General features: G+C 60.8%; 17 protein-coding genes. 7 read left to right on the top strand and 10 right to left on the bottom strand.

Features of this window, described 5'->3' with window-relative positions:
- The first annotated feature begins 24 nt into the window (after positions 1-24).
- Entirely contained in the window at positions 25-774 is a 750-nt protein-coding gene (locus H8F22_RS20365) for a YkgJ family cysteine cluster protein (RefSeq protein ID WP_027922702.1), read from the top strand.
- A 153-nt stretch (positions 775-927) separates the two neighbouring features.
- Here the strand turns inward: H8F22_RS20365 and H8F22_RS20370 are convergent, their stop codons facing one another.
- Entirely contained in the window at positions 928-1185 is a 258-nt protein-coding gene (locus H8F22_RS20370) for a hypothetical protein (protein WP_027922701.1), read from the bottom strand.
- A 263-nt stretch (positions 1186-1448) separates the two neighbouring features.
- Here H8F22_RS20370 and H8F22_RS20375 point away from each other — a divergent pair, with 263 nt between their 5' ends.
- The 6 genes from H8F22_RS20375 (at position 1449) to H8F22_RS20400 (ending at position 9835) form a co-directional block, all read left to right on the top strand.
- A complete protein-coding gene (locus H8F22_RS20375) occupies positions 1449-2609 on the top strand; it encodes an efflux RND transporter periplasmic adaptor subunit (RefSeq protein ID WP_027922700.1) in 1161 nt (386 codons plus the stop codon).
- Entirely contained in the window at positions 2606-5707 is a 3102-nt protein-coding gene (locus H8F22_RS20380) for a multidrug efflux RND transporter permease subunit (protein WP_027922699.1), read from the top strand. The genes H8F22_RS20375 and H8F22_RS20380 overlap by 4 nt, the downstream gene beginning before the upstream one ends.
- A gap of 9 nt (positions 5708-5716) precedes the next feature.
- Positions 5717-6394, top strand: a complete 678-nt coding sequence (locus tag H8F22_RS20385; RefSeq protein ID WP_007943491.1) for a heavy metal response regulator transcription factor — start codon at positions 5717-5719, stop codon at positions 6392-6394.
- Positions 6384-7748, top strand: coding sequence for a heavy metal sensor histidine kinase (locus H8F22_RS20390; protein ID WP_194940611.1), 1365 nt, complete (start codon positions 6384-6386; stop codon positions 7746-7748). The genes H8F22_RS20385 and H8F22_RS20390 overlap by 11 nt, the downstream gene beginning before the upstream one ends.
- Before the next feature lie 162 nt (positions 7749-7910).
- Positions 7911-8129, top strand: coding sequence for a hypothetical protein (locus H8F22_RS20395; RefSeq protein WP_059182184.1), 219 nt, complete (start codon positions 7911-7913; stop codon positions 8127-8129).
- 257 nt (positions 8130-8386) lie between these two features.
- A complete protein-coding gene (locus H8F22_RS20400; protein ID WP_177327597.1) occupies positions 8387-9835 on the top strand; it encodes a sensor domain-containing diguanylate cyclase in 1449 nt (482 codons plus the stop codon).
- Positions 9836-10040: 205 nt separating this feature from the next.
- Here H8F22_RS20400 and lpxC read toward each other — a convergent pair whose 3' ends face one another.
- From lpxC to murD, 9 genes are all read right to left on the bottom strand, one after another.
- Positions 10041-10952, bottom strand: a complete 912-nt coding sequence (gene lpxC, locus H8F22_RS20405) for a UDP-3-O-acyl-N-acetylglucosamine deacetylase (protein WP_008060300.1) — start codon at positions 10950-10952, stop codon at positions 10041-10043.
- A 112-nt stretch (positions 10953-11064) separates the two neighbouring features.
- Positions 11065-12258: a cell division protein FtsZ gene (gene ftsZ, locus H8F22_RS20410; protein ID WP_007943486.1), complete on the bottom strand. Its 1194-nt coding sequence runs from the start codon at positions 12256-12258 to the stop codon at positions 11065-11067.
- A gap of 71 nt (positions 12259-12329) precedes the next feature.
- On the bottom strand, positions 12330-13589 hold the full coding sequence (ftsA, locus tag H8F22_RS20415) for a cell division protein FtsA (protein ID WP_027922695.1): 1260 nt from the start codon (positions 13587-13589) through the stop codon (positions 12330-12332).
- Positions 13590-13604: 15 nt separating this feature from the next.
- Positions 13605-14474, bottom strand: a complete 870-nt coding sequence (locus H8F22_RS20420; RefSeq protein ID WP_027922694.1) for a cell division protein FtsQ/DivIB — start codon at positions 14472-14474, stop codon at positions 13605-13607.
- A 4-nt stretch (positions 14475-14478) separates the two neighbouring features.
- The gene (locus H8F22_RS20425; protein ID WP_194940612.1) at positions 14479-15447 is read right to left on the bottom strand and encodes a D-alanine--D-alanine ligase; all 969 of its coding nucleotides are present in this window, start codon (positions 15445-15447) and stop codon (positions 14479-14481) included.
- Positions 15444-16904 carry a UDP-N-acetylmuramate--L-alanine ligase gene (gene murC, locus H8F22_RS20430; protein WP_027922692.1) on the bottom strand — a complete coding sequence of 487 codons (1461 nt, stop codon included), beginning with the start codon at positions 16902-16904 and terminating at the stop codon, positions 15444-15446. Before murC ends, H8F22_RS20425 begins: the two co-directional genes overlap by 4 nt.
- Complete coding sequence (murG, locus tag H8F22_RS20435; RefSeq protein ID WP_027922691.1) at positions 16897-17967, bottom strand: undecaprenyldiphospho-muramoylpentapeptide beta-N-acetylglucosaminyltransferase; 1071 nt, start codon at positions 17965-17967, stop codon at positions 16897-16899. The genes murC and murG overlap by 8 nt, the downstream gene beginning before the upstream one ends.
- Complete coding sequence (gene ftsW, locus H8F22_RS20440; protein ID WP_027922690.1) at positions 17957-19174, bottom strand: putative lipid II flippase FtsW; 1218 nt, start codon at positions 19172-19174, stop codon at positions 17957-17959. The genes murG and ftsW overlap by 11 nt, the downstream gene beginning before the upstream one ends.
- A complete protein-coding gene (gene murD, locus H8F22_RS20445; RefSeq protein WP_027922689.1) occupies positions 19171-20517 on the bottom strand; it encodes a UDP-N-acetylmuramoyl-L-alanine--D-glutamate ligase in 1347 nt (448 codons plus the stop codon). Before murD ends, ftsW begins: the two co-directional genes overlap by 4 nt.
- Positions 20518-20519 lie beyond the last annotated feature (2 nt).

Below are 20519 nucleotides of genomic sequence, written 5' to 3' on the forward strand. Positions count from 1 at the left end.
CCCTCACATGCGGCCCGGCGATCAATGAACACAACGTTTTCCTGCGTAGGTTGCGGCAAGTGCTGCACCGACCACCACGTTCCCCTGACCCTGGCGGAAGCCCGCATGTGGGCGGCCGATGGCGGTCAAGTGATCGTGCTGGTCGAGGGTTTTCTGGGTAACGGCCTGGGCTTGCCGGTGCAGCAACGCGAACACGCCGAACGCCGTTCGGTGCTGGTTCGAAGCGGCGCGTCCGAGGCGTACGTGGCGATCACCTTCGCCGCCTATAACGTCGGTCGCTGCCGGAATCTTGACGAAGACAACCTGTGCCGCATCTACGAGCGCCGACCGCTGGTGTGCCGTATCTACCCGGCAGAAATCAACCCGCACATCCTGCTGAACACAGCGATCAAGGATTGTCCGCCCGAGTCATGGGAACAGGGCCCGGATTTGATCATCGGCGGTCAGGTGGTGGATCAGGAGCTGGTGGAGTTGATCCAGCGTTCTCGCCAGGCGGATCGCGATGATATTCAGGCCAAGGACGCGATTTGCGCGTTGCTGGGGATTCGCACGACAGCGCTGAAGGGCGATGGGTTTACCGCTTATCTGCCGGACATGAACGCGTTTGCCACGGTTATTGATCAAGTGTCAGCGCAACCACTGGCGGCGCCGGAGGGTGAGTGGCTGTTTCATGTGTCGGGGGATGACATTGCCGGGCAGGTGCAGGCGGCGGGTGCGCAACTGGTGACTGAAGCACCGGTGAACTATGCGTTTATTTCGTTGCGGGCGGCTTGATTCAGGATTGATGTCGCCGGGTATGGCCCATCGCGAGCAAGCTCGCCCCCACAGTGATTCTTCGTCGTACACAGAATCTGTGACCTGTGACGTTAACTGTAGGAGTGAGCCTGCTCGCGATGACGGCAGATCAGGCACCGCTCAAGTCAAATCCTAGCGCTTGCCCATCGAACGACGCGTACCCGGAGGCGCCGCCCCAGGCGTCTTGGTATGACCATTCTTCGCGCCATTCTTGTACCAGGGCTGACTGGCGTTCTTCGCGGCAGCCAGATCACCTGGTTTGAACGGGAACTTGAACGCCGGGATCGCGGTTTTGGTTTCGCTGTCTGCGCTGGAGTCGACGCTGTCTGGCAGGTCTGCCTGGTCGTCGCTCAAAGCGTCGGCAACCGGCGGTTGTGTCGGGGAAGTCATGAAAGCTCCGGGTGATGCACATAGAGTCGGGCCCGGTCAGCGAGCCGCGAAAGGCGGCAGTATACCTGTGTCGAGAGCCGCAAGCTTCACACCGCGCGTGAGTCCGTCGGGTTTTGTGCTGGCGGGCCCATCGCCGCAAATTTGAAAATCCCAAACTGACAGCCCCGTCAGTTAGCAGTCACCTTCCTGACGGGCTGACAGGGTTATAAAGAAGGGTATAAACCTGAAAATACCCCAACCTCTCAGCCCGGCGCCCCACTCGCATGCGAATTCAGAAAAAACCCGCCTTGATCGCAGGTCTGCTAATGGCCTTGGCAGCGCTGGGCACCTGGTACCTCGTCAAACCGGCCACCGCCAAGCTCACCGCCCCGACCGCCATCCCGGTGCGCGTGGTCAACGTCGTTGAGAAAGATGTGCCGCGTTATGTCAGCGGTATCGGGTCGGTGTTGTCCTTGCACAGTGTGGTGGTGCGCCCGCAGATCGACGGCATTCTCACCAAAATCATGGTCAAGGAAGGCCAATTGGTGAACAAAGGTGACCTGTTGGCCACCATCGATGACCGCTCGATCCGTGCCAGCCTCGATCAGGCCCGCGCTCAACTGGGAGAAAACCAGGCGCAGTTGCAAGTGGCACTGGTCAACCTCAAGCGTTACAAATTACTGAGCGTTGATGACGGCGTGTCCAAACAGACCTACGACCAGCAACAAGCGCTGGTCAATCAGCTCAAGGCCACCGCCCAGGGCAACCAGGCTTCAATCGACGCCGCTCAGGTGCAGCTCTCCTACACACAGATTCACTCGCCGGTCACCGGGCGCGTCGGTATTCGTACAGTGGATGAAGGCAACTTCCTGCGCATGACCGACGCCCAGGGCCTGTTCACGGTGACGCAGATCGACCCCATCGCCGTTGAGTTCTCCCTGCCGCAGCAAATGTTGCCGACCCTGCAAGGGCTGATCGGCGACCCGCAACGCGCACAAGTGAAAGCCTACATTGGCGCCGACACCGACGGTGAAACCGGCAATTTGCTGGGCGAAGGTCACTTGACCCTGATCGATAACCAGATCAACGCCAACACCGGCACCATCCGCGCCAAGGCCGAATTCAACAACCCCGGGCAGAAACTCTGGCCGGGCCTGCTGGTGACGGTAAAAATTCAGACGGCCTTGGAGAAAGATGCGTTGGTGGTACCGCCCACCGTCGTACAACGCGGTCCCGATCAACACTTCGTGTACCGGGTCAACGGCGACAAAGTGGAAACCGTGACCGTGCAGGTGGTTGCCCAAGGCAGCAGTCAGGACATCATCAAAGGCGTGAAACCGGGCGATGTGCTGGTCAGTGATGGCCAGTCGCGACTCAAACCGGGGTCGACCGTGCAGGTCATGAGCGATCCGCCACAAGTGGTGCAAACGGAGCCGAAGCCATGAAGGGCCACGGCTCGGTCTCGGCCTGGTGCATCGATCACCCGGTCGCCACCATCCTGCTGACCTTTGCGCTGGTGCTGCTCGGCGCCATTGCCTTCCCGCGCCTGCCGATTGCGCCGCTGCCGGAAGCCGAATTCCCGACCATTCAGGTGGCCGCGCAATTGCCCGGCGCCAGCCCGGAGACCATGGCGTCGTCGGTGGCCACGCCGCTTGAAGTGCAATTCAGCGCCATTCCCGGCGTGACCCAAATGACGTCGAGCAGCGCCTTGGGCTCGACCAACCTGACCCTGCAATTCACCCTCGAAAAAAGCATCGACACCGCCGCCCAGGAAGTCCAGGCCGCGATCAACACCGCCGCCGGCAAACTGCCCAAGGACATGCCAACACTGCCGACCTGGCGCAAGGTCAACCCCGCCGACAGCCCGGTGCTGATCCTCAGCGTCAACTCCACGCAAATGCCCGGCACCGAGCTCAGTGACCTGGTGGAAACCCTGCTGTCCCGCCAGATCAGCCAGATTGAAGGCGTAGGCCAGATCAACATCACCGGTCAGCAACGTCCGGCGATTCGCGTTCAAGCCTCGGCGGACAAACTCGCCGCTATCGGCCTGACCTTGGCCGACATACGTCTGGCGATCCAGAACACCAGCCTCAACCTGGCCAAAGGTGCGTTGTACGGCGAGTCGAGCATTTCCACGCTGTCGACCAACGACCAGTTGTTTCACCCCGAGGAATATAGCCAACTCATCGTCTCCTACAAGGACGGCGCTCCGGTTCACCTGCGGGATGTCGCCAAAGTCGTCAACGGGTCGGAAAATGCCTACGTGCAAGCCTGGGCCGGTGACAAGCCGGGGGTGAACCTGGTGATTTCCCGGCAACCGGGCGCGAACATCGTCGAGACCGTGGATCGCATTCAAGCCGCGTTGCCGGCGCTGGAAGCCATGCTCCCCGCCTCGGTGCAGGTCGAGGTACTGGTCGACCGCACCCAGACCATCCGCGCGTCCTTGCATGAAGTGGAAATCACCTTGCTGATCGCGATCATGTTGGTGGTGGCGGTGATGGCGCTGTTCCTGCGCCAATGGTCGGCGACGCTGATTGTGTCTGCAGTGTTGGGCGTTTCCCTGATCGCGAGTTTCGCCCTGATGTACATCATGGGCTTCAGCCTGAACAACCTGACCCTGGTGGCGATTGTGGTGGCCGTGGGGTTTGTGGTCGACGATGCGATTGTGGTGGTCGAGAACATTCACCGTCACCTTGAGGCTGGCGAGGGCATGCGCGAAGCGGCGATCAAGGGCGCGGGCGAGATTGGTTTTACCGTGGTCTCGATCAGTTTCTCGCTGGTGGCGGCGTTCATTCCGCTGCTGTTCATGGGCGGCGTGGTCGGGCGGCTGTTCAAGGAATTCGCCCTGACCGCGACGTCGACGATCATGATTTCGGTGGTGGTGTCGCTGACCCTGGCGCCGACGCTGGCCGCGCTGTTCATGCGTGCGCCGGTGCACCACGCCCACAGCAAACCGACGTTCGGCGAACGCTTGGTGGGCGGCTATGAAAAACTGCTGCGCCGCGCCCTCGCCCATCAGAAATTGATGATCGGGGTGTTTGGTCTTTCCCTGTGCCTGGCCGTCGTCGGTTACATCTTCATTCCGAAGGGCTTCTTCCCGGTGCAGGACACCGGTTTTGTCCTCGGCACCACCGAAGCAGCCGCCGACATTTCCTACGGCGACATGGTGAAAAAACACCTGGCGATGGCCGAGATCGTCGCGGCGGATCCGGCGGTTGCGGCGTTTTCCCACTCGGTCGGGGTGTCGGGCAGTAACCAGACCATCGCCAACGGGCGCTTCTGGATTTCCCTGAAAAAACGCGGCGACCGCGACGTCTCCGCCAGCCAGTTCATCGACCGGATTCGCCCACAACTGATGAAAGTCCCCGGCATCGTGCTGTACCTGCGCGCCGGCCAGGACATCAACCTCAGCTCCGGCCCGAGCCGCGCCCAGTACCAATACGTGCTCAAGAGCAACGACGGCGCGACCCTCAGCACCTGGACCCAGCGCCTCACGGAAAAACTGCGCCGCAACCCGGCGTTCCGCGATATTTCCAATGACCTGCAACTGGGCGGCAGCATCACCCACATCAGCATCGACCGCAGCGCCGCGGCGCGTTTCGGCCTGACCGCCAGTGACGTCGACGAAGCGCTGTACGATGCGTTCGGTCAGCGACAGGTCAATGAATTCCAGACCCAGATCAACCAGTACAACGTGATTCTGGAACTGGACACCCAGCAACGCGGCAAAGCCGAAAGCCTCAACTACTTCTACCTGCGCTCGCCGCTGAGTGGGGAAATGGTGCCACTGTCGGCGCTGGCCAAATTTGACGCACCCACGGTCGGTCCGTTGTCCATCGCCCACGACGGCATGTTCCCGGCCGCCAACTTGTCGTTCAACCTCGCGCCAGGCGTGGCGTTGGGCGATGCGGTGATCATGCTCAACCAGGCCAAGGCCGACATCGGCATGCCGGCGGCCATGAGCGGCAATTTCCAGGGCGCGGCCCAGGCATTCCAGAGTTCGCTGGCCAGCCAGCCGTGGCTGATTCTGGCGGCGCTGGTGGCGGTGTACATCATTCTCGGCGTGCTTTACGAGAGCTTCGTGCATCCGCTGACCATCATCTCGACGCTGCCGTCGGCGGGGCTGGGGGCGGTGATCATGCTGTGGATCTGCGGCCAGGACTTTTCGATCATGGCGCTGATCGGGCTGGTGCTGCTGATCGGTATCGTGAAGAAGAACGGCATCCTGATGATCGACTTCGCGCTGGACGCCCAGCGCAACCGTGGCTTGCCGCCGGAAGAGGCGATTTTCCAGGCCTGTATCACGCGGTTCCGACCGATCATCATGACCACCCTCGCCGCCTTGCTCGGTGCGCTGCCACTGATGCTCGGCTACGGCACCGGCGCCGAACTGCGCCAGCCCCTGGGTATCGCGGTGGTTGGCGGCTTGCTGGTGAGCCAGGCGCTGACGCTGTTCACCACTCCGGTCATATACTTGTGGCTTGAGCGGCTATTTCACGGGCCCAAACCTTCGCCGGTACCGGCGTTGGCGACCACAGACTGAGGCGGGGTCATGCGCGTTCTGATTATCGAAGACGAAGAAAAAACCGCGGACTATTTGCACCGCGGCCTGACGGAACAGGGGTACACCGTGGATGTGGCGCGGGACGGCGTTGAAGGCCTGCACCTGGCGCTGGAAAGTGACTACGCGGTGATCGTCCTCGACGTCATGCTGCCGGGCCTCGACGGCTTCGGCGTGCTGCGCGCCTTGCGTGCGCGCAAGCAAACTCCGGTGATCATGCTCACCGCCCGCGAGCGCGTCGAAGATCGCATCAAAGGCTTGCGCGACGGCGCTGACGATTACCTCGGCAAGCCGTTTTCCTTCCTTGAACTGGTGGCGCGCCTGCAAGCGCTGACCCGGCGCAGCGGCGGTCACGAACCGGTACAAGTGAGTATCGCTGACCTGTGGATAGATTTGATCAGCCGCAAAGCGACCCGCGCCGGCACACGCCTGGACCTGACCGCCAAAGAGTTCTCGCTGCTGAGTGTGCTGGCTCGTCGGCAAGGCGAAATCCTCTCGAAAACGGCGATTGCCGAGATGGTCTGGGACATCAATTTCGACAGCGACGCCAACGTCGTCGAGGTCGCGATCAAGCGTCTGCGGGCCAAGCTCGACGGGCCGTTCGACGAGAAGCTGCTGCACACGATTCGTGGCATGGGTTATGTGCTGGAGAGCCGTGGTGTCCAGTAACTCCATCGCACTGCGCCTGAGCGGGATGTTCACGTTGGTGGCGCTGTTGGTGTTTTTGTTGATCGGCTGGGCGTTGTATCAGCAGGTCGACAAGGGCCTGGGTCTGTTGCCCGAAGCCGAGCTGGATGCGCGCTACAGCGTGCTCGAATCCACGGTTGGCCGTTACGGCACGCCCGAGCATTGGGTGAAGATCAACAACAAGCTCAAGCTGCTTGGCGAGGAAGACAAGCGCATCAGTTTCTGGATTATCAGCGGCGATCCGACGTACGAATATGGCAACCCGACGCCGCAGATTCGCGCCTTCGCCGAAGGGCCGCTGGGCATGCGCGACTTGCAGTTGCCGGATCATCCTTATCCGCTGAAAGTGCTGGTGAGCCAGTTCCCGGCCAAGGATCAACGCCCACCGCTGCGCTTCATGATCGGCATCGACACCGAAACATTTTTCGAGACTCAGCATCACCTGCTGATCGCGCTGATCAGCCTGGCGATTGTCGGCGTGTTGCTGGCGTCCGCGTTAGGGTATTGGGTGGCGCGCATCGGCCTTAAACCCTTGATCAAACTGTCCCAGGAAGCCCAGCGCCTGGCGCCGCCGCTGCGTTCCGGACGCTTGCGCCTGTCGTCGCTGCCGCCGGAGTTGAATCAATTCGTCAACTCGTTCAACTCCACACTGGAGCGGGTTGAGCAGGCCTATTCGCGGCTGGAGTCGTTCAACGCCGACGTCGCCCATGAATTGCGCTCGCCGCTGACCAACCTGATCGGCCAGACCCAGGTCGCGCTGACGCGCGGGCGCTCGGCCGAACACTATTTTGAAGTGCTGCAATCGAACCTCGAAGAACTGGAACGGCTGCGCTCGATCATCAACGACATGCTGTTTCTCGCCAGCGCGGACCAGGGCAGCAAGGCCACCAAACTGACGTCCACTTCCCTCGCCGTTGAAGTGGCGACAACGCTGGAGTATCTGGATTTCATTCTTGAGGATGCACAGGTTCAGGTGCAGGTCAGCGGCGATGCGCAGGTGCGGATCGAGATCGCGCATCTGCGCCGGGCGTTGATCAATTTACTGAGCAACGCGGTGCAGCACACTGAGCCCGGGCAAGTGATTCAGGTACGGATCGAGGTTGAGGAACATCAAGTGAGCATTGGTGTGGCCAACCCTGGATCGCCGATTGCCAGTGAGCATCTGCCACGGTTGTTTGAACGGTTTTATCGGGTAGATGCGTCGCGCAGCAACAGTGGCAACAATCACGGATTGGGGCTGGCGATCGTCAAGGCGATTGCGCTGATGCATGGCGGCGATGTGTTTGTGCGCAGCGACCACGGCATGAATACCTTCGGTATTCACCTCCCCGTCTGACCCCACCCATGATCATTCCCACGCAGAGCTTGGGAATGATCACTGGCAAACTGTTGCTTCTGGCGCAACAGTCCTTTCTTCGATTGGCTCTGTTTCCCATCGGCCAAGATCCTTATCTTTGCCCGCACCAAACAGCACTTGCCAAGCAAGAAGGTTTAAAAGATGTCCAACATTACGGGTATTGCCAGCGCTTTCGTTTTGTCCTCATTGTTTCTGTCTCCGTTCGCAATCGCGGAAGAGTCGCAGACGTTCGTCGCGCAAAATGCTGCACGCGCCGCCGCCTACGATCAGAGCGAAATGACGGCCAAGGCTCAAGACGCCGCGCAAACCCCTCAAGCGTCCACTTCCGCCACCCAGCAACGGGTTGAGAAAGACAGCTGACTCATCGAACACCTGTTTCCCTCGACACTTTTCATCGGCTCTTCCCTTTGAAAAGTTGTCTTCAAAGCCGCTGCTATCAGCGGCTTTTTTTCATTGGGGATTGGCGCAAGTGCGTTCCCGCTCAATGTCTTCTAAGCTTGAATAAGTAAAGGCCAGCGCGTTTTGCTGGCCTTTTTTATGCTCTTCAAGCAGACAAACGCCCCATGCCAGTGAGCCCCCCCCAACACCTATCAGGCAAGACCGGACGACCTGAGCTCATGGTGATGCTTGGCAGCCTGCTGACGGTGATCGCGATTCTCAGCATCGTCGCGTTTCTGCTGATCCGCGAACACGCCAACGCCCAGCAGGCCGCCACCCGCGGCGCGACCACCATTGCGCAGTTGATCGACGCAGACGTGCTGCGCACCGTCGAGCTCTACGACTTGACCCTGCAAGGCCTGATTGCCGCGTCGCAGCGCGAAGACCTGAAACAGGTTTCGCCGCAGATTCGCCATCTGGTGCTGTTCGATCGCTCCACCACCGCGCGCTTCAAGGGCGATATTTTGTTGTTGGACAAGCACGGGGACGTCCTCGCCGACTCATCGCTGATCGATCCCAAGCCCGGCAACTTTGCGGACCGCGACTATTTCCTCGCCCATGCGTTTAACAGTGACACCGGCATGTTCATCAGCCGGCCATTCAAGCCCCGCTGCGACTGCGACGACAGCGAGGAATGGCGGATCAGCTTCAGTCGACGCATCTCCTCGTCCACTGGCGAGTTTCTCGGCGTCGCCGTGGCATCGATGCGCCTCGCGTACTTCGAACAATTATTCAACAGCCTGGACATCGGCAACGACAGCACCCTGAGCATCATCAATGACGACGGCATTCTGCTCGCACAAAAACCTCATCTGATCAACGACCCCATCGGCAAGAACTTCGCCGGCAGGCCCAATGTCATGCGCATCCTGCGTGAGGGCGCGGGCAGCTTCGACAGCGTGTCGAGCGTCGATCATCTACAACGCCTGTACACCTTTTCCAGGGTCGGCAACCTGCCGTTGACGGTCATCGTCGCGCTCTCCGGCAACGAAGTGTTCGCCACCTGGAAGCGCACCGCGATTGTCATCAGCGGTGCCACCGGCGTGCTGTGCATCGGCCTGCTCTGGCTGACCTGGTTGCTGTGCCGCGAGCTACGCCTGCGCCATCACGCCGAACAGGAGTTGGCGCTTTTGGCCGCCACCGATGCCCTGACCGGTGTCGCCAACCGCCGAACCCTGGATCAGACCCTGCGCCATGAGTGGTTTCGCGCTCAACGCTCGGGTAAGCCGCTGTCGGTGCTGATGGTTGATGCAGACCACTTCAAGGCGTTCAACGATCGCCATGGCCATCAGGGTGGCGATGATGCGTTGCGGGCCGTGGCCAAGGTGATCTGCGCCAATGTACGGCGGCCCGGGGACCTGGTGGCGCGGTATGGCGGTGAGGAGTTCTCGGTGATCCTGGCGGAAACGGACAACGCAGGGGCCCGGCAGATTGCCGAAAAAATCCGCGTGGCAGTGGAGCAGATGCCATTGGTGGCGGGGGCGGAAACACCGATCACTGTCAGTATCGGGATCAGTACCTGGACGACGGAAAAGGAAATCAGTCTGGAGCAGTTGCTGTTTATGGCGGACAAAGCGCTGTATCAGGCCAAGGAAGGTGGGCGCAATCGGGTGGTGACTGCGCAGTGAGTCCTGCGTTGCAGCGCAGGGCCTCATCGCGGGCAAGCCCGGCTCCCACAAGTAATGCGTCGGACCTAAATCTGTGGCTCTCCAAATAACCTGTGGGAGCCGGGCTTGCCCGCGATGAGGCCGGAACGAACATCGCACGATTTTCCCAGGGGCATAAAAAAAGGCCACCCGAAGGCAGCCTTTAAAAACTAGAGAGGTTTTTTGCTTACACGGCCGCGACGGGACGCATGTAAGAGATCGGTGCAGTGCTGGCGTCTTCGAAAGTCACGACTTCCCAAGCATCTGTCTGCTCAATCAACTTGCGCAGCAGCTGGTTGTTCAATGCATGTCCGGACTTGAAGCCCTTGAACTCACCAATCAGGCTATTGCCCAGCAGGTAGAGGTCACCAATTGCATCGAGGATCTTGTGCTTCACGAATTCGTCTTCATAGCGAAGACCGTCTTCGTTCAGTACGCCATCCGCGTCGACCACAATAGCGTTTTCAACACTGCCGCCGAGTGCGAGGTTGTGCTTGCGCAGGTACTCGATATCACTCATGAAACCAAAGGTACGGGCGCGGCTGACTTCTTTTACGAACGAAGTGCTGGAAAAATCCACGCTTGCACTTTGTGTGCGGTCACGGAAAACCGGGTGATCGAAATCGATCTCGAAGCTCACCTTGAAACCTTCGAAAGGGACGAAAGTGGCGCGCTTGTCGCCATCTTCCACTGTCACTTCCCGCAGGATCCGGATGAACTTCTTGGCTGCGTCCTGTTCTTCCAGGCCGGCCGACTGAATCAGGAATACGAAAGGTCCAGCGCTACCATCCATGATCGGTACTTCGGACGCGGAGAGCTCGACGTAGGCGTTATCGATGCCCAGGCCAGCCATGGCCGAGAGCAAGTGCTCCACCGTGTCCACTTTGACGTCACCGTTAACCAGTGTGGTCGACATAGTGGTTTCGCCAACGTTTTCTGCGCGAGCAGGAATCTGCACCACAGGATCGAGGTCAGCACGACAAAACACGATGCCGGTGTCGATAGGCGCGGGCTTGAGGGTCAGGTATACCTTCTCCCCGGAGTGCAGGCCTACACCTGTGGCACGGATAATATTTTTCAGTGTGCGTTGTTTAATCATGGCTTGGGCCGCTTCAGCGCAAATTGCGAACTGGTATCAACAAAGGCTGGCGATGATAGCAGACCAGACCTTTGCTGAACACCAATCAACTTCATAGCCCTGATACATTCCATCAATCAGCCTGACGACGCAGGAAAGCCGGGATGTCCAGGTAGTCCAGATCATCTTGCGGATTCATCTTCGCGGCAGTCGCAGCACCGGCCTGAGCCTGGTTGCGCATGACGGTCGGACGGTCCAGGTCACGGTAGTTCACCGCTGGCTGTTCCTGACGAGCGGGCGCCGATTGTTGCGGCTGGGAGGCCATCGAGGTGTGAACGGTGTTGTCGATGACCTTCACAGGCTTCTCGATTTTCGCGCCCAGACCGGTAGCAACCACAGTCACGTGCAGCTCGTCGCGCATGTCCGGATCGATAACGGTACCGACCTTGACCATGGCGTGCTCGGAAGCGAAGGCTTCGATGATGCTACCCACGTCGGAGTACTCACCCAGGGACAGGTCAGGACCGGCGGTGATGTTCACCAGGATGCCGCGTGCACCTTGCAGGTTCACGTCTTCGAGCAACGGGTTGCGGATGGCCGCTTCGGTGGCCTCGCGTGCACGGTTCGGACCGCTGGCGCAGCCAGTGCCCATCATCGCCATGCCCATTTCGCTCATCACGGTACGGACGTCGGCGAAGTCGACGTTGATCATGCCCGGACGCTTGATGATGTCGGAGATACCGCGAACGGCACCGGCCAGTACATCGTCAGCCTTGGCGAATGCGGACAGCAGGCTTGCGTCCTTGCCAAGGATGGTCAGCAGTTTCTCGTTGGGAATGGTGATCAACGAGTCGACGCTTTCGGACAGCAGACGGATGCCTTCGTCCGCGATCTGCATGCGCTTGCGGCCTTCGAACGGGAACGGACGAGTCACCACCGCAACGGTGAGGATCCCCATTTCCTTGGCCACTTCGGCAATGATTGGCGCCGCACCGGTACCGGTACCGCCGCCCATGCCAGTGGTGATGAACACCATGTTGGTGCCCTGCAGGACTTCGGCAATGCGCTCACGGTCTTCGAGAGCGGCCTGACGACCTACTTCAGGGTTGGCGCCGGCGCCCAGACCTTTGGTCACACCGGTACCCAGTTGCAGGATGGTCCGCGCGCCGATGGATTTCAGCGCCTGGGCATCAGTGTTGGCGCAGATGAATTCAACGCCTTCAATGTTGCTCTTGACCATGTGGTTGACAGCGTTGCCGCCGCCTCCGCCAACACCGATAACTTTAATAACCGGGCTTGCGGGGATGTTGTCTACGAGTTCGAACATTTTCCCTCTCCTTTACGTTCTCTAGTTTTTTCGCCTACTGCCTGTATCTACAACGGTGCTGCGATAAATCTTTAGAAGTTGCCTTGTACCCAGCTCTTGATGCGATCGAGCAAGGCGGCTTTCGGTTCTTCATTGCTGTAGCTGTCACGGCTGCTGATGCCCGAGAACGAAATCCCGTCGGACTGCTTTTGCAGGCCGTACATCAACAGGCCAACGCCGGTGGAATAAATCGGGTTGCGGACCACGTCGTCCAGGCCCTTGACGCCATGCGGCACGCCCAGGCGGACCGGCATGTGGAAAATCTCTTCAGCCAGTTCGGTGGCGCCTTCCATCTTCGACGTACCGCCGGTCAGCACGATGCCGGCCGGGATCAGGTCTTCGTAGCCGCTGCGACGCAGTTCAGCCTGGATCAGCGTGAACAGCTCGTCGTAACGCGGCTCGACCACTTCGGCCAGGGCCTGACGGGACAGCTCGCGTGGAGGACGGTCGCCAACGCTTGGGACCTTGATGGTTTCACCGGCACCGGCCAGCTTGGCCAGGGCGCAGGCGTAGCGAATCTTGATTTCTTCGGCGTACTGGGTCGGGGTGCGCAACGCCATGGCGATGTCGTTGGTCACCTGATCACCCGCAATCGGGATCACCGCAGTGTGGCGGATTGCGCCTTCGGTGAAGATGGCGATGTCGGTGGTGCCGCCGCCGATGTCCACCAGGCACACGCCCAGCTCTTTCTCGTCGTCGGTCAGCACCGAGTAGGCCGAGGCCAGTTGCTCAAGAATGATGTCGTCGATTTCCAGACCGCAGCGACGCACGCATTTTTCAATGTTCTGTGCGGCGTTGACGGCGCAGGTGACCACATGGACCTTGGCTTCCAGACGCACGCCTGACATGCCCAGTGGCTCGCGAACGCCTTCCTGGTTATCGATCACGTAATCCTGCGGCAGGGTGTGCAGCACGCGCTGGTCAGCCGGGATCGCCACAGCCTGGGCAGCGTCGAGAACGCGCTCAAGGTCGGCCGAGCTGACTTCGCGATCACGAATCGCCACGATGCCGTGGGAGTTCAGGCTGCGGATGTGATTGCCGGCCACGCCGACAAACGCCGAGTGAATGCGGCAACCGGCCATCAGCTGCGCTTCTTCGATGGCGCGCTGGATCGACTGAACGGTGGACTCGATGTTCACCACCACGCCTTTCTTCAGGCCACGGGACGGATGAGTACCGATCCCGACGATTTCCAGCGTGCCGTCGTCCGAAACCTCGCCGACCAGCGCCACCACCTTGGAGGTGCCGATATCGAGACCGACGATCATTTTGCCGCTTTGCACGTTTGCCATGGGTCCTGCCTCTTCTTAATTCTTCGCGACAGCGGGTTGGGCTGTCGTGGGCGCTACAGGTTCCCGCCAGCCAACAGCGAGGCCGTTGGCGTAGCGCAGATCGATGCGCGCAATGTTCGTAATCTGTTCTTTGAGCGTCTTGTCATAGATGGCAATGAAACGGCGCATCTTCTCCACCAGGTTGCCGCGCCCCAGCAGCAGTTCGATCCCCGGGCCGGCACTGCCGGCGCCGGTGGTCAGGAACCAGCTGCCGCGTTCACGCAACTCCAGGCGTGCAATCGAGAAGCCCAGCGGCCTGAGCATCTGGCTCAGCACCTGGTATTGCTGCATGACCTGCTGTTGAGCCCGTTGTGGGCCGAACAGCTGCGGCAAATGTTCGTAGTTCGCCAGTTCACGCGGGGTGAACGCCTGGCCCTGGTTGTTCAACAGCGACTCATCGCCCCAACGGGCCACCGGCAGTTGTTCTTCCAGGCGGATCACCACCTGATCCGGCCACACCCGACGCACTTCGGCGTGGGCAATCCATGGCATCGTCTCAAGCTCGGTGCGCATGCTTTCCAGGTCGATGGTGAAGAAGCTCGACGCCACGTACGGGGCGATCCGCTGCTGCACGGCTTGCTGGCTGATGTAACTCAAGTCACCCTGCACGTTGATCTTGGTGATCGGCCGGTCGGCGTACGGCAGCAAACGCTGTGCGCCTTCGTAAGTGCCAAACCCCAGTGCAACCAACAGCACTGGCCAGAACAACGCTTTGAGAAAACCAAAATTGGCTTTCGGCAGGCGCATCGACATCGGCTCTTTGGCCACCATTCGGCTGGCACCCCGTGGCACCGGCTTGCGGCCGGGTGCTGGGGGTGGCTGATGTCTTAGCTGCGCGCCTTGCATGGTCTTACCCTCGCGGCTCGTTATTGCCGGCAATGCTGGCGGCCAAAATCGCCAGAACCAGTTGCTGGAAATCCAGACCGGCGGCACGGGCCGCCATCGGCACCAGGCTGTGATCGGTCATGCCCGGCGCGGTGTTCACTTCCAGGAACCAGAACTGCCCGTCAGCGTCCTGCATCACGTCTGCCCTGCCCCAACCGGCGATACCCAGCGCCTCGCAGGCTTTCGCCGTGAGGTCCATGAGTTCCTTTTCCTTGGTACTGTCGAGCCCGCATGGAATGCGGTACTGGGTGTCGTTGGCGATGTACTTGGCGTCGTAGTCGTAGAAGCTGTGCGTCGTGCCCAGGGCAATCGGAGGCAACACCTGGTCACGCAGGGTGGCGATGGTGAACTCCGGACCGTGAATCCATTGCTCGACCAACACTTGCGAATCGTAGGTACTGGCCGCTTTCCAGGCGTCGATCAACTCGGACGCAGAACTCACTTTGGCCATACCGATACTTGAACCTTCATGCGCCGGTTTGACGATCAAAGGGAAGCCCAGTTCCGTCGCTGCCGAAATACAATCGGCCTCGCTGCTCAACACGGCATGGCGCGGCGTCGGAATACCCAGGCTGTGCCAGACCTGCTTGGTGCGCAGTTTGTCCATGGCCAGTGCCGAAGCCAGAATGCCGCTGCCGGTGTACGGAATGCCCAGGCATTCGAGCAGGCCCTGCATGCTGCCGTCTTCACCGCCACGACCGTGAAGAATGATGAAGGCGCGGTCGATTTTTTCGTTGAGCAAACGCTGCAACAGGTCATCGCCGACGTCGAGGCCGAACGCATCCACACCAGCACTTTGCAGTGCAGCGAGGACCGCGTTACCGGACTTCAGCGAAACCTCACGCTCGGCACTCTTGCCGCCGAACAGCACGGCGACGCGGCCGAAGTCTTTCGGCGCGATGGTGGAGACGAGATTGGCGTAAGCAGCAGTCATTTCAACTTCCCCACGGCAGGTGCAGCAACGGCACCCGCGAACAACGGACTGTTCAACAGTTTTGGTGCGAGACCGCCGATATCACCGGCGCCCTGGCACAACAGGATGTCGCCGGCACGCAGCAGCGGCTTGACCAGCGGCGCGAGGTCGACACCACGCTCGATGTAGATCGGGTCCAGCTGACCGCGCTGACGGATGCTGTTGCACAACTTGCGGCTGTCAGCGCCCGGGATCGGCTCTTCGCCGGCCGGATACACTTCCATCAGCAGCAGGACGTTGGCGTCGGCCAGTACATTGACGAAATCGTCGTACAGGTCGCGGGTGCGGCTGTAACGGTGCGGCTGGTAAACCATCACCAGGCGGCGCTCCGGCCATCCACCGCGTACGGCCTTGATCACGGCGGCAACTTCGGTCGGGTGGTGACCGTAGTCGTCGACCAGCATCACGTTGCCGCCTTCGACCGGCAGTTCGCCGTAGACCTGGAAGCGTCGGCCGACACCCTGGAACCCGGACAGGCCCTGGACGATGGCTTCATCGCTGACGCCCTCGTCAGAGGCGATGCAGATGGTCGCCAGCGCGTTCAATACGTTGTGGTTGCCCGGCATGTTCACCGAGACATCCAGCGGCTCGCGTTCAGGGCGCAGCACGGTGAAGAAGGTCTGCATGCCCTGCTGACGCACATTGATCGCGCGCACGTCGCAGTCATCGCCGAAGCCGTAGGTGACAGTCGGGCGCTTGACCAGCGGGAGAATTTCACGCACCACCGGATCGTCCAGGCACACCACGGCCAAACCGTAGAACGGCAGGTTGTGGAGGAACTCGACGAAGGTTTTCTTCAGTTTGTTGAAGTCACCGTCGTAGGTCGCCATGTGGTCGGCGTCGATATTGGTGACCACGGCCACCAGCGGCTGCAAGTGCAGGAAACTGGCGTCGCTTTCGTCGGCTTCGGCGATCAGGTAACGGCTGGTGCCGAGCTGGGCATTGGTGCCCGCGGCATTCAGGCGGCCACCGATGACGAACGTCGGGTCCAGGCCACCGGCCGCGAACACCGAAGCGATCAGGCTGGTGGTGGTGGTTTTGCCGTGGGTACCGGCGACGGCGATACCGTGGCGGTAACGCATCAGCTCGGCCAGCATCTCGGCGCGCGGCACCACCGGGATACGGCGTTCCAACGCAGTCGCGACTTCCGGGTTGGAGGTGTTGACGGCACTCGACACCACCAGCACATCGGCAGCCGCGGCGTTTTCGGCGCGGTGGCCGATAAAGATATGCGCGCCGAAAGATTCCAGGCGCTCGGTAACCGGCGAGGCTTTCAGGTCGGAACCGGACACTTCATAGCCCAGGTTCAACAACACTTCGGCGATCCCGCACATGCCCACTCCGCCGATGCCCACGAAGTGGATTTTACGGATGCGGCGCATTTCCGGTTGCGGCATGGCTTTCTGATTCTCAACCATGAGCCACCTCCAGGCAGGTATCGACCACGTTACGGGTGGCATCGGGTTTGGCCAGGCGGCGTGCCGCGTTAGCCATATCGTTGAGTCGTTGTGGTTGCATCAGGACCTCTGTCAGGCGAGCGGCAAGATCCGCTGCGCCAGTCGTTCTTTGCGGCATCAGGAAGGCAGCGCCTTCACGGGCCAAATAATCGGCGTTGCGGGTCTGGTGATCGTCGATCGCGTGGGGCAAAGGCACCAGCATCGAGGGCAGACCGGCGGCGGCCAGTTCACTGATGGTCAGCGCGCCTGCGCGGCACACCACCAGGTCGGCCCAGCCATAGGCTTGGGCCATGTCTTTGATGAAAGGCTGCACTTGCGCCTCGACGCCAGCCGCGCGATAGCGCTCTGCAGTCACTTCATCGTGGTTTTTACCGGCCTGATGAAACACTTCCGGACGCAGGTCGGGGGCGACTTGCGACAAGGCTTCAGGCAGCAATTTGTTCAACGGTTCTGCGCCCAGGCTTCCACCCAGGATCAGCAAACGCGCCTTGCGACCGGCCAGGGCTGGTCGCGCCGTTTCGAGGAACAGCTCGGTGCGCACCGGGTTACCGGTGGTCCGACGGCTGTCCGACAGGGTAAAGGTGTCGGGGAACGCTTCACAGACTCGGGCGGCCAACGGCACCAGCAACCGATTGGCGGTACCGGCCACGGCGTTCTGTTCGTGAACGATCACCGGCACACCGGCCAGTTTGGCGGCAACTCCACCAGGGCCGGTCACGTAACCACCGAAGCCGACCACACACACTGGCCGCAGCTGACGAATGATCGCCCGCGCCTGCCAGACGGATTTAAGCAACATGAACGGTGCCTTGAGCAGGGACAATTTGCCCTTGCCGCGCAAGCCACTGGCGTTGATCCGGTGCAGTTCGATCCCGGCCATCGGCACCAGGTCGTTCTCGATGCCGCGCGGCGTCCCGAGCCAATGCACGGTGTAACCGCGGGCCTGGAATTCGCGAGCGCAGGCCAGTGCCGGGAAAACGTGCCCCCCGGTGCCGCCCGCCATGATCAATACGTTAGCGCCCATGGGGTGGCTCCTCGGCGAAGTCACTTTCATGGAACTCCATCTCCTCACTGCCCAGGTGGGTTCGACTCTCCCACTCGATGCGCAGCAACAAGCCGAGACAGGCACCGCAAATCACCAACGAACTGCCGCCGTAACTGAGGAACGGCAGGGTCAGGCCTTTGGTCGGCAGCAGGCCGACGTTCACGCCGATGTTGATCAGGAACTGACCAATCCACAGGAACGACAGACCGTAAGCAATGTAGGCAGCGAAGAACTGCTTGGCCTTCTCGGCCCAATAACCGATGTACATGCCACGAATACAGACAAAGACGAACAGCGCCACGGTGCACAACGAGCCCACGGCCCCCAGCTCTTCAGCCAGCACCGAGAACACGAAGTCGGTGTGGGCTTCTGGCAGGTAGAACTGTTTCTGTACGCTGTTGCCCAGGCCAACGCCCAGCCATTCGCCGCGACCAAACGCGATCAATGCCTGGGACAACTGATAGCCGGCACCAAACTGGTCGGCCCACGGGTCGGCAAAGTTGGTCAGACGCGCCATTCGATACGGCTGCACTTGAATCAACAGCACCACCGCCGCAACGGCCAGGACCACCATCAAGGAAAACCGGAACAGCCCGACGCCGCCCAGGAACAGCATCGCCGCCGCCGCCCCCATCATCACGACGGTGGCACCGAAGTCCGGTTCCATCAGCAGCAGGCCGGCCATTGGCAGCAACACGATGAATGGCTTGAAGAAACCCATCCAGCTTTCGCGCACTTCTTTCTGGCGACGCACCAGATAGCCGGCGAGGTAGATCACCACGAACACCTTGGCGATCTCGGACGGCTGAACGTTGAAGAAGCTGAAACCGATCCAGCGCATCGAACCGTTCACTTCACGGCCGATCCCGGGAATGATCACCATCACCAGCAAACCGAATGCACCCAGCAGCATCAGCCAGCCCAGGCGTTGCCAGGTGGCGATCGGGATCATCATGGTGATGACGCAGGCACCCAGGCCCAGAACAATGTAGATAAGGTGGCGAATCATGTAATACAGGGCACTGCCCGATTGCACTGCGGCAACTTCGGTCGAGGCCGATGCAATCATGACCAGCCCCAGGCCGATCAAGGCCAGGCAACCGGCGAGCATCGGGAAGTCGAGGTCGACCCCGCGCCCGGTGATGATCGGCGACGGATAAGGCTTGATGATGTTTCTCAGGCTCATGCCAGTTCCTCCACGGCTTGGACGAACTGATGACCACGGTCTTCGTAGTTCTTGAACATGTCGAAACTGGCGCAGGCCGGTGACAGCAGCACCACGTCACCGGGGTGGGCTGCCGCGCGGCATTGCTCCACGGCTTCGACCAGCGAACCGACACGAATCAGCGGCACGGCATCGCCGATGGCCTGGCCGATCTTGTCTGAGTCACGGCCCATCAGGATCACAGCGCGGCAGTTGGCAGCCACCGGATCACGCAGGTCATTGAACTCGGCACCCTTGCCGTCGCCACCGGCGATCAGCACGATCTTGCCGTCGATGTCCGCGCCCAAACCTTCGATGGCCGCCAGCGCGGCCCCCACGTTGGTGGCTTTGGAATCGTTGTAGTAGCTGACGCCGTCCAGATCACGCACCCACTGGCAGCGATGCTCGAGGCCGGCAAAGCTGCGCAGGGCCGTGAGCATGGCGTCGAATGGCAGACCGACGGCATGGCCCAGGGCCAATGCCGCCAGGGCGTTGGACTGGTTGTGGGCGCCACGAATTTTCAACTCGCGCACCGGCATCAGGTTCTGGAATTCGAAGGCCAGGTACTTCTCGCCGTCTTCTTCGCGGATACCGAACGCCTTGAAATCAGGTTTGCTCAAACCGAAGGTCCAGCACGGCTGGCCCTCGCCCATCAGCGGACGGCTCAGGGCGTCCTGACGGTTGACCACAAACTGTCTGGCGCCACGGAAAATCCGGTGCTTGGCCAGGTGATAGGCCGGCAGACCGCTGTAACGGTCCATGTGGTCTTCGCTGACGTTGAGCACGGTCGCCACTTCGGCGTTCAGTTGATCGGTGGTTTCCAGCTGGAAGCTCGACAGCTCCATCACGTACAGCTCGATGTCATCGTCAAGCAGGTCCAGCGCTGGCGTACCGAGGTTGCCGCCGACCGCCACACGCTTGCCCGCCGCGACGGCCATCTCGCCAACCAGAGTGGTGACGGTGCTTTTCGCATTGGAACCGCTGATGGCGACAATCGGCGCCTTCGCGTTACGCGCGAACAGCTCGATGTCACCGGACAATTTCACGCCACGGGCGGCGGCAGCCTGCAGGGCCGGGGTCGCCAGCGCCAGGCCGGGGCTCACGTAGAGCTCGTCGGCACGGCACAGGAACTCGACGTCCAGCTCGCCACAACGCACTTCCACGTGCGGATAGTCACGCTTGAGCGTGGCCAGTTCCGGTGGATTTTCCCGCGTATCGGCCACAGCAAACGACGTGCCCCGGTTCGCCAGGAAGCGAACCAGGGACATGCCGCTCTTGCCGAGGCCGACAACGATGCGGAAGTGGTCAGAAGCGATCAGAGACACGA

Origin of the sequence: Pseudomonas mucoides, from assembly GCF_015461845.1 — a bacterium.
Classification (GTDB): Bacteria; Pseudomonadota; Gammaproteobacteria; order Pseudomonadales; family Pseudomonadaceae; genus Aquipseudomonas; species Aquipseudomonas mucoides.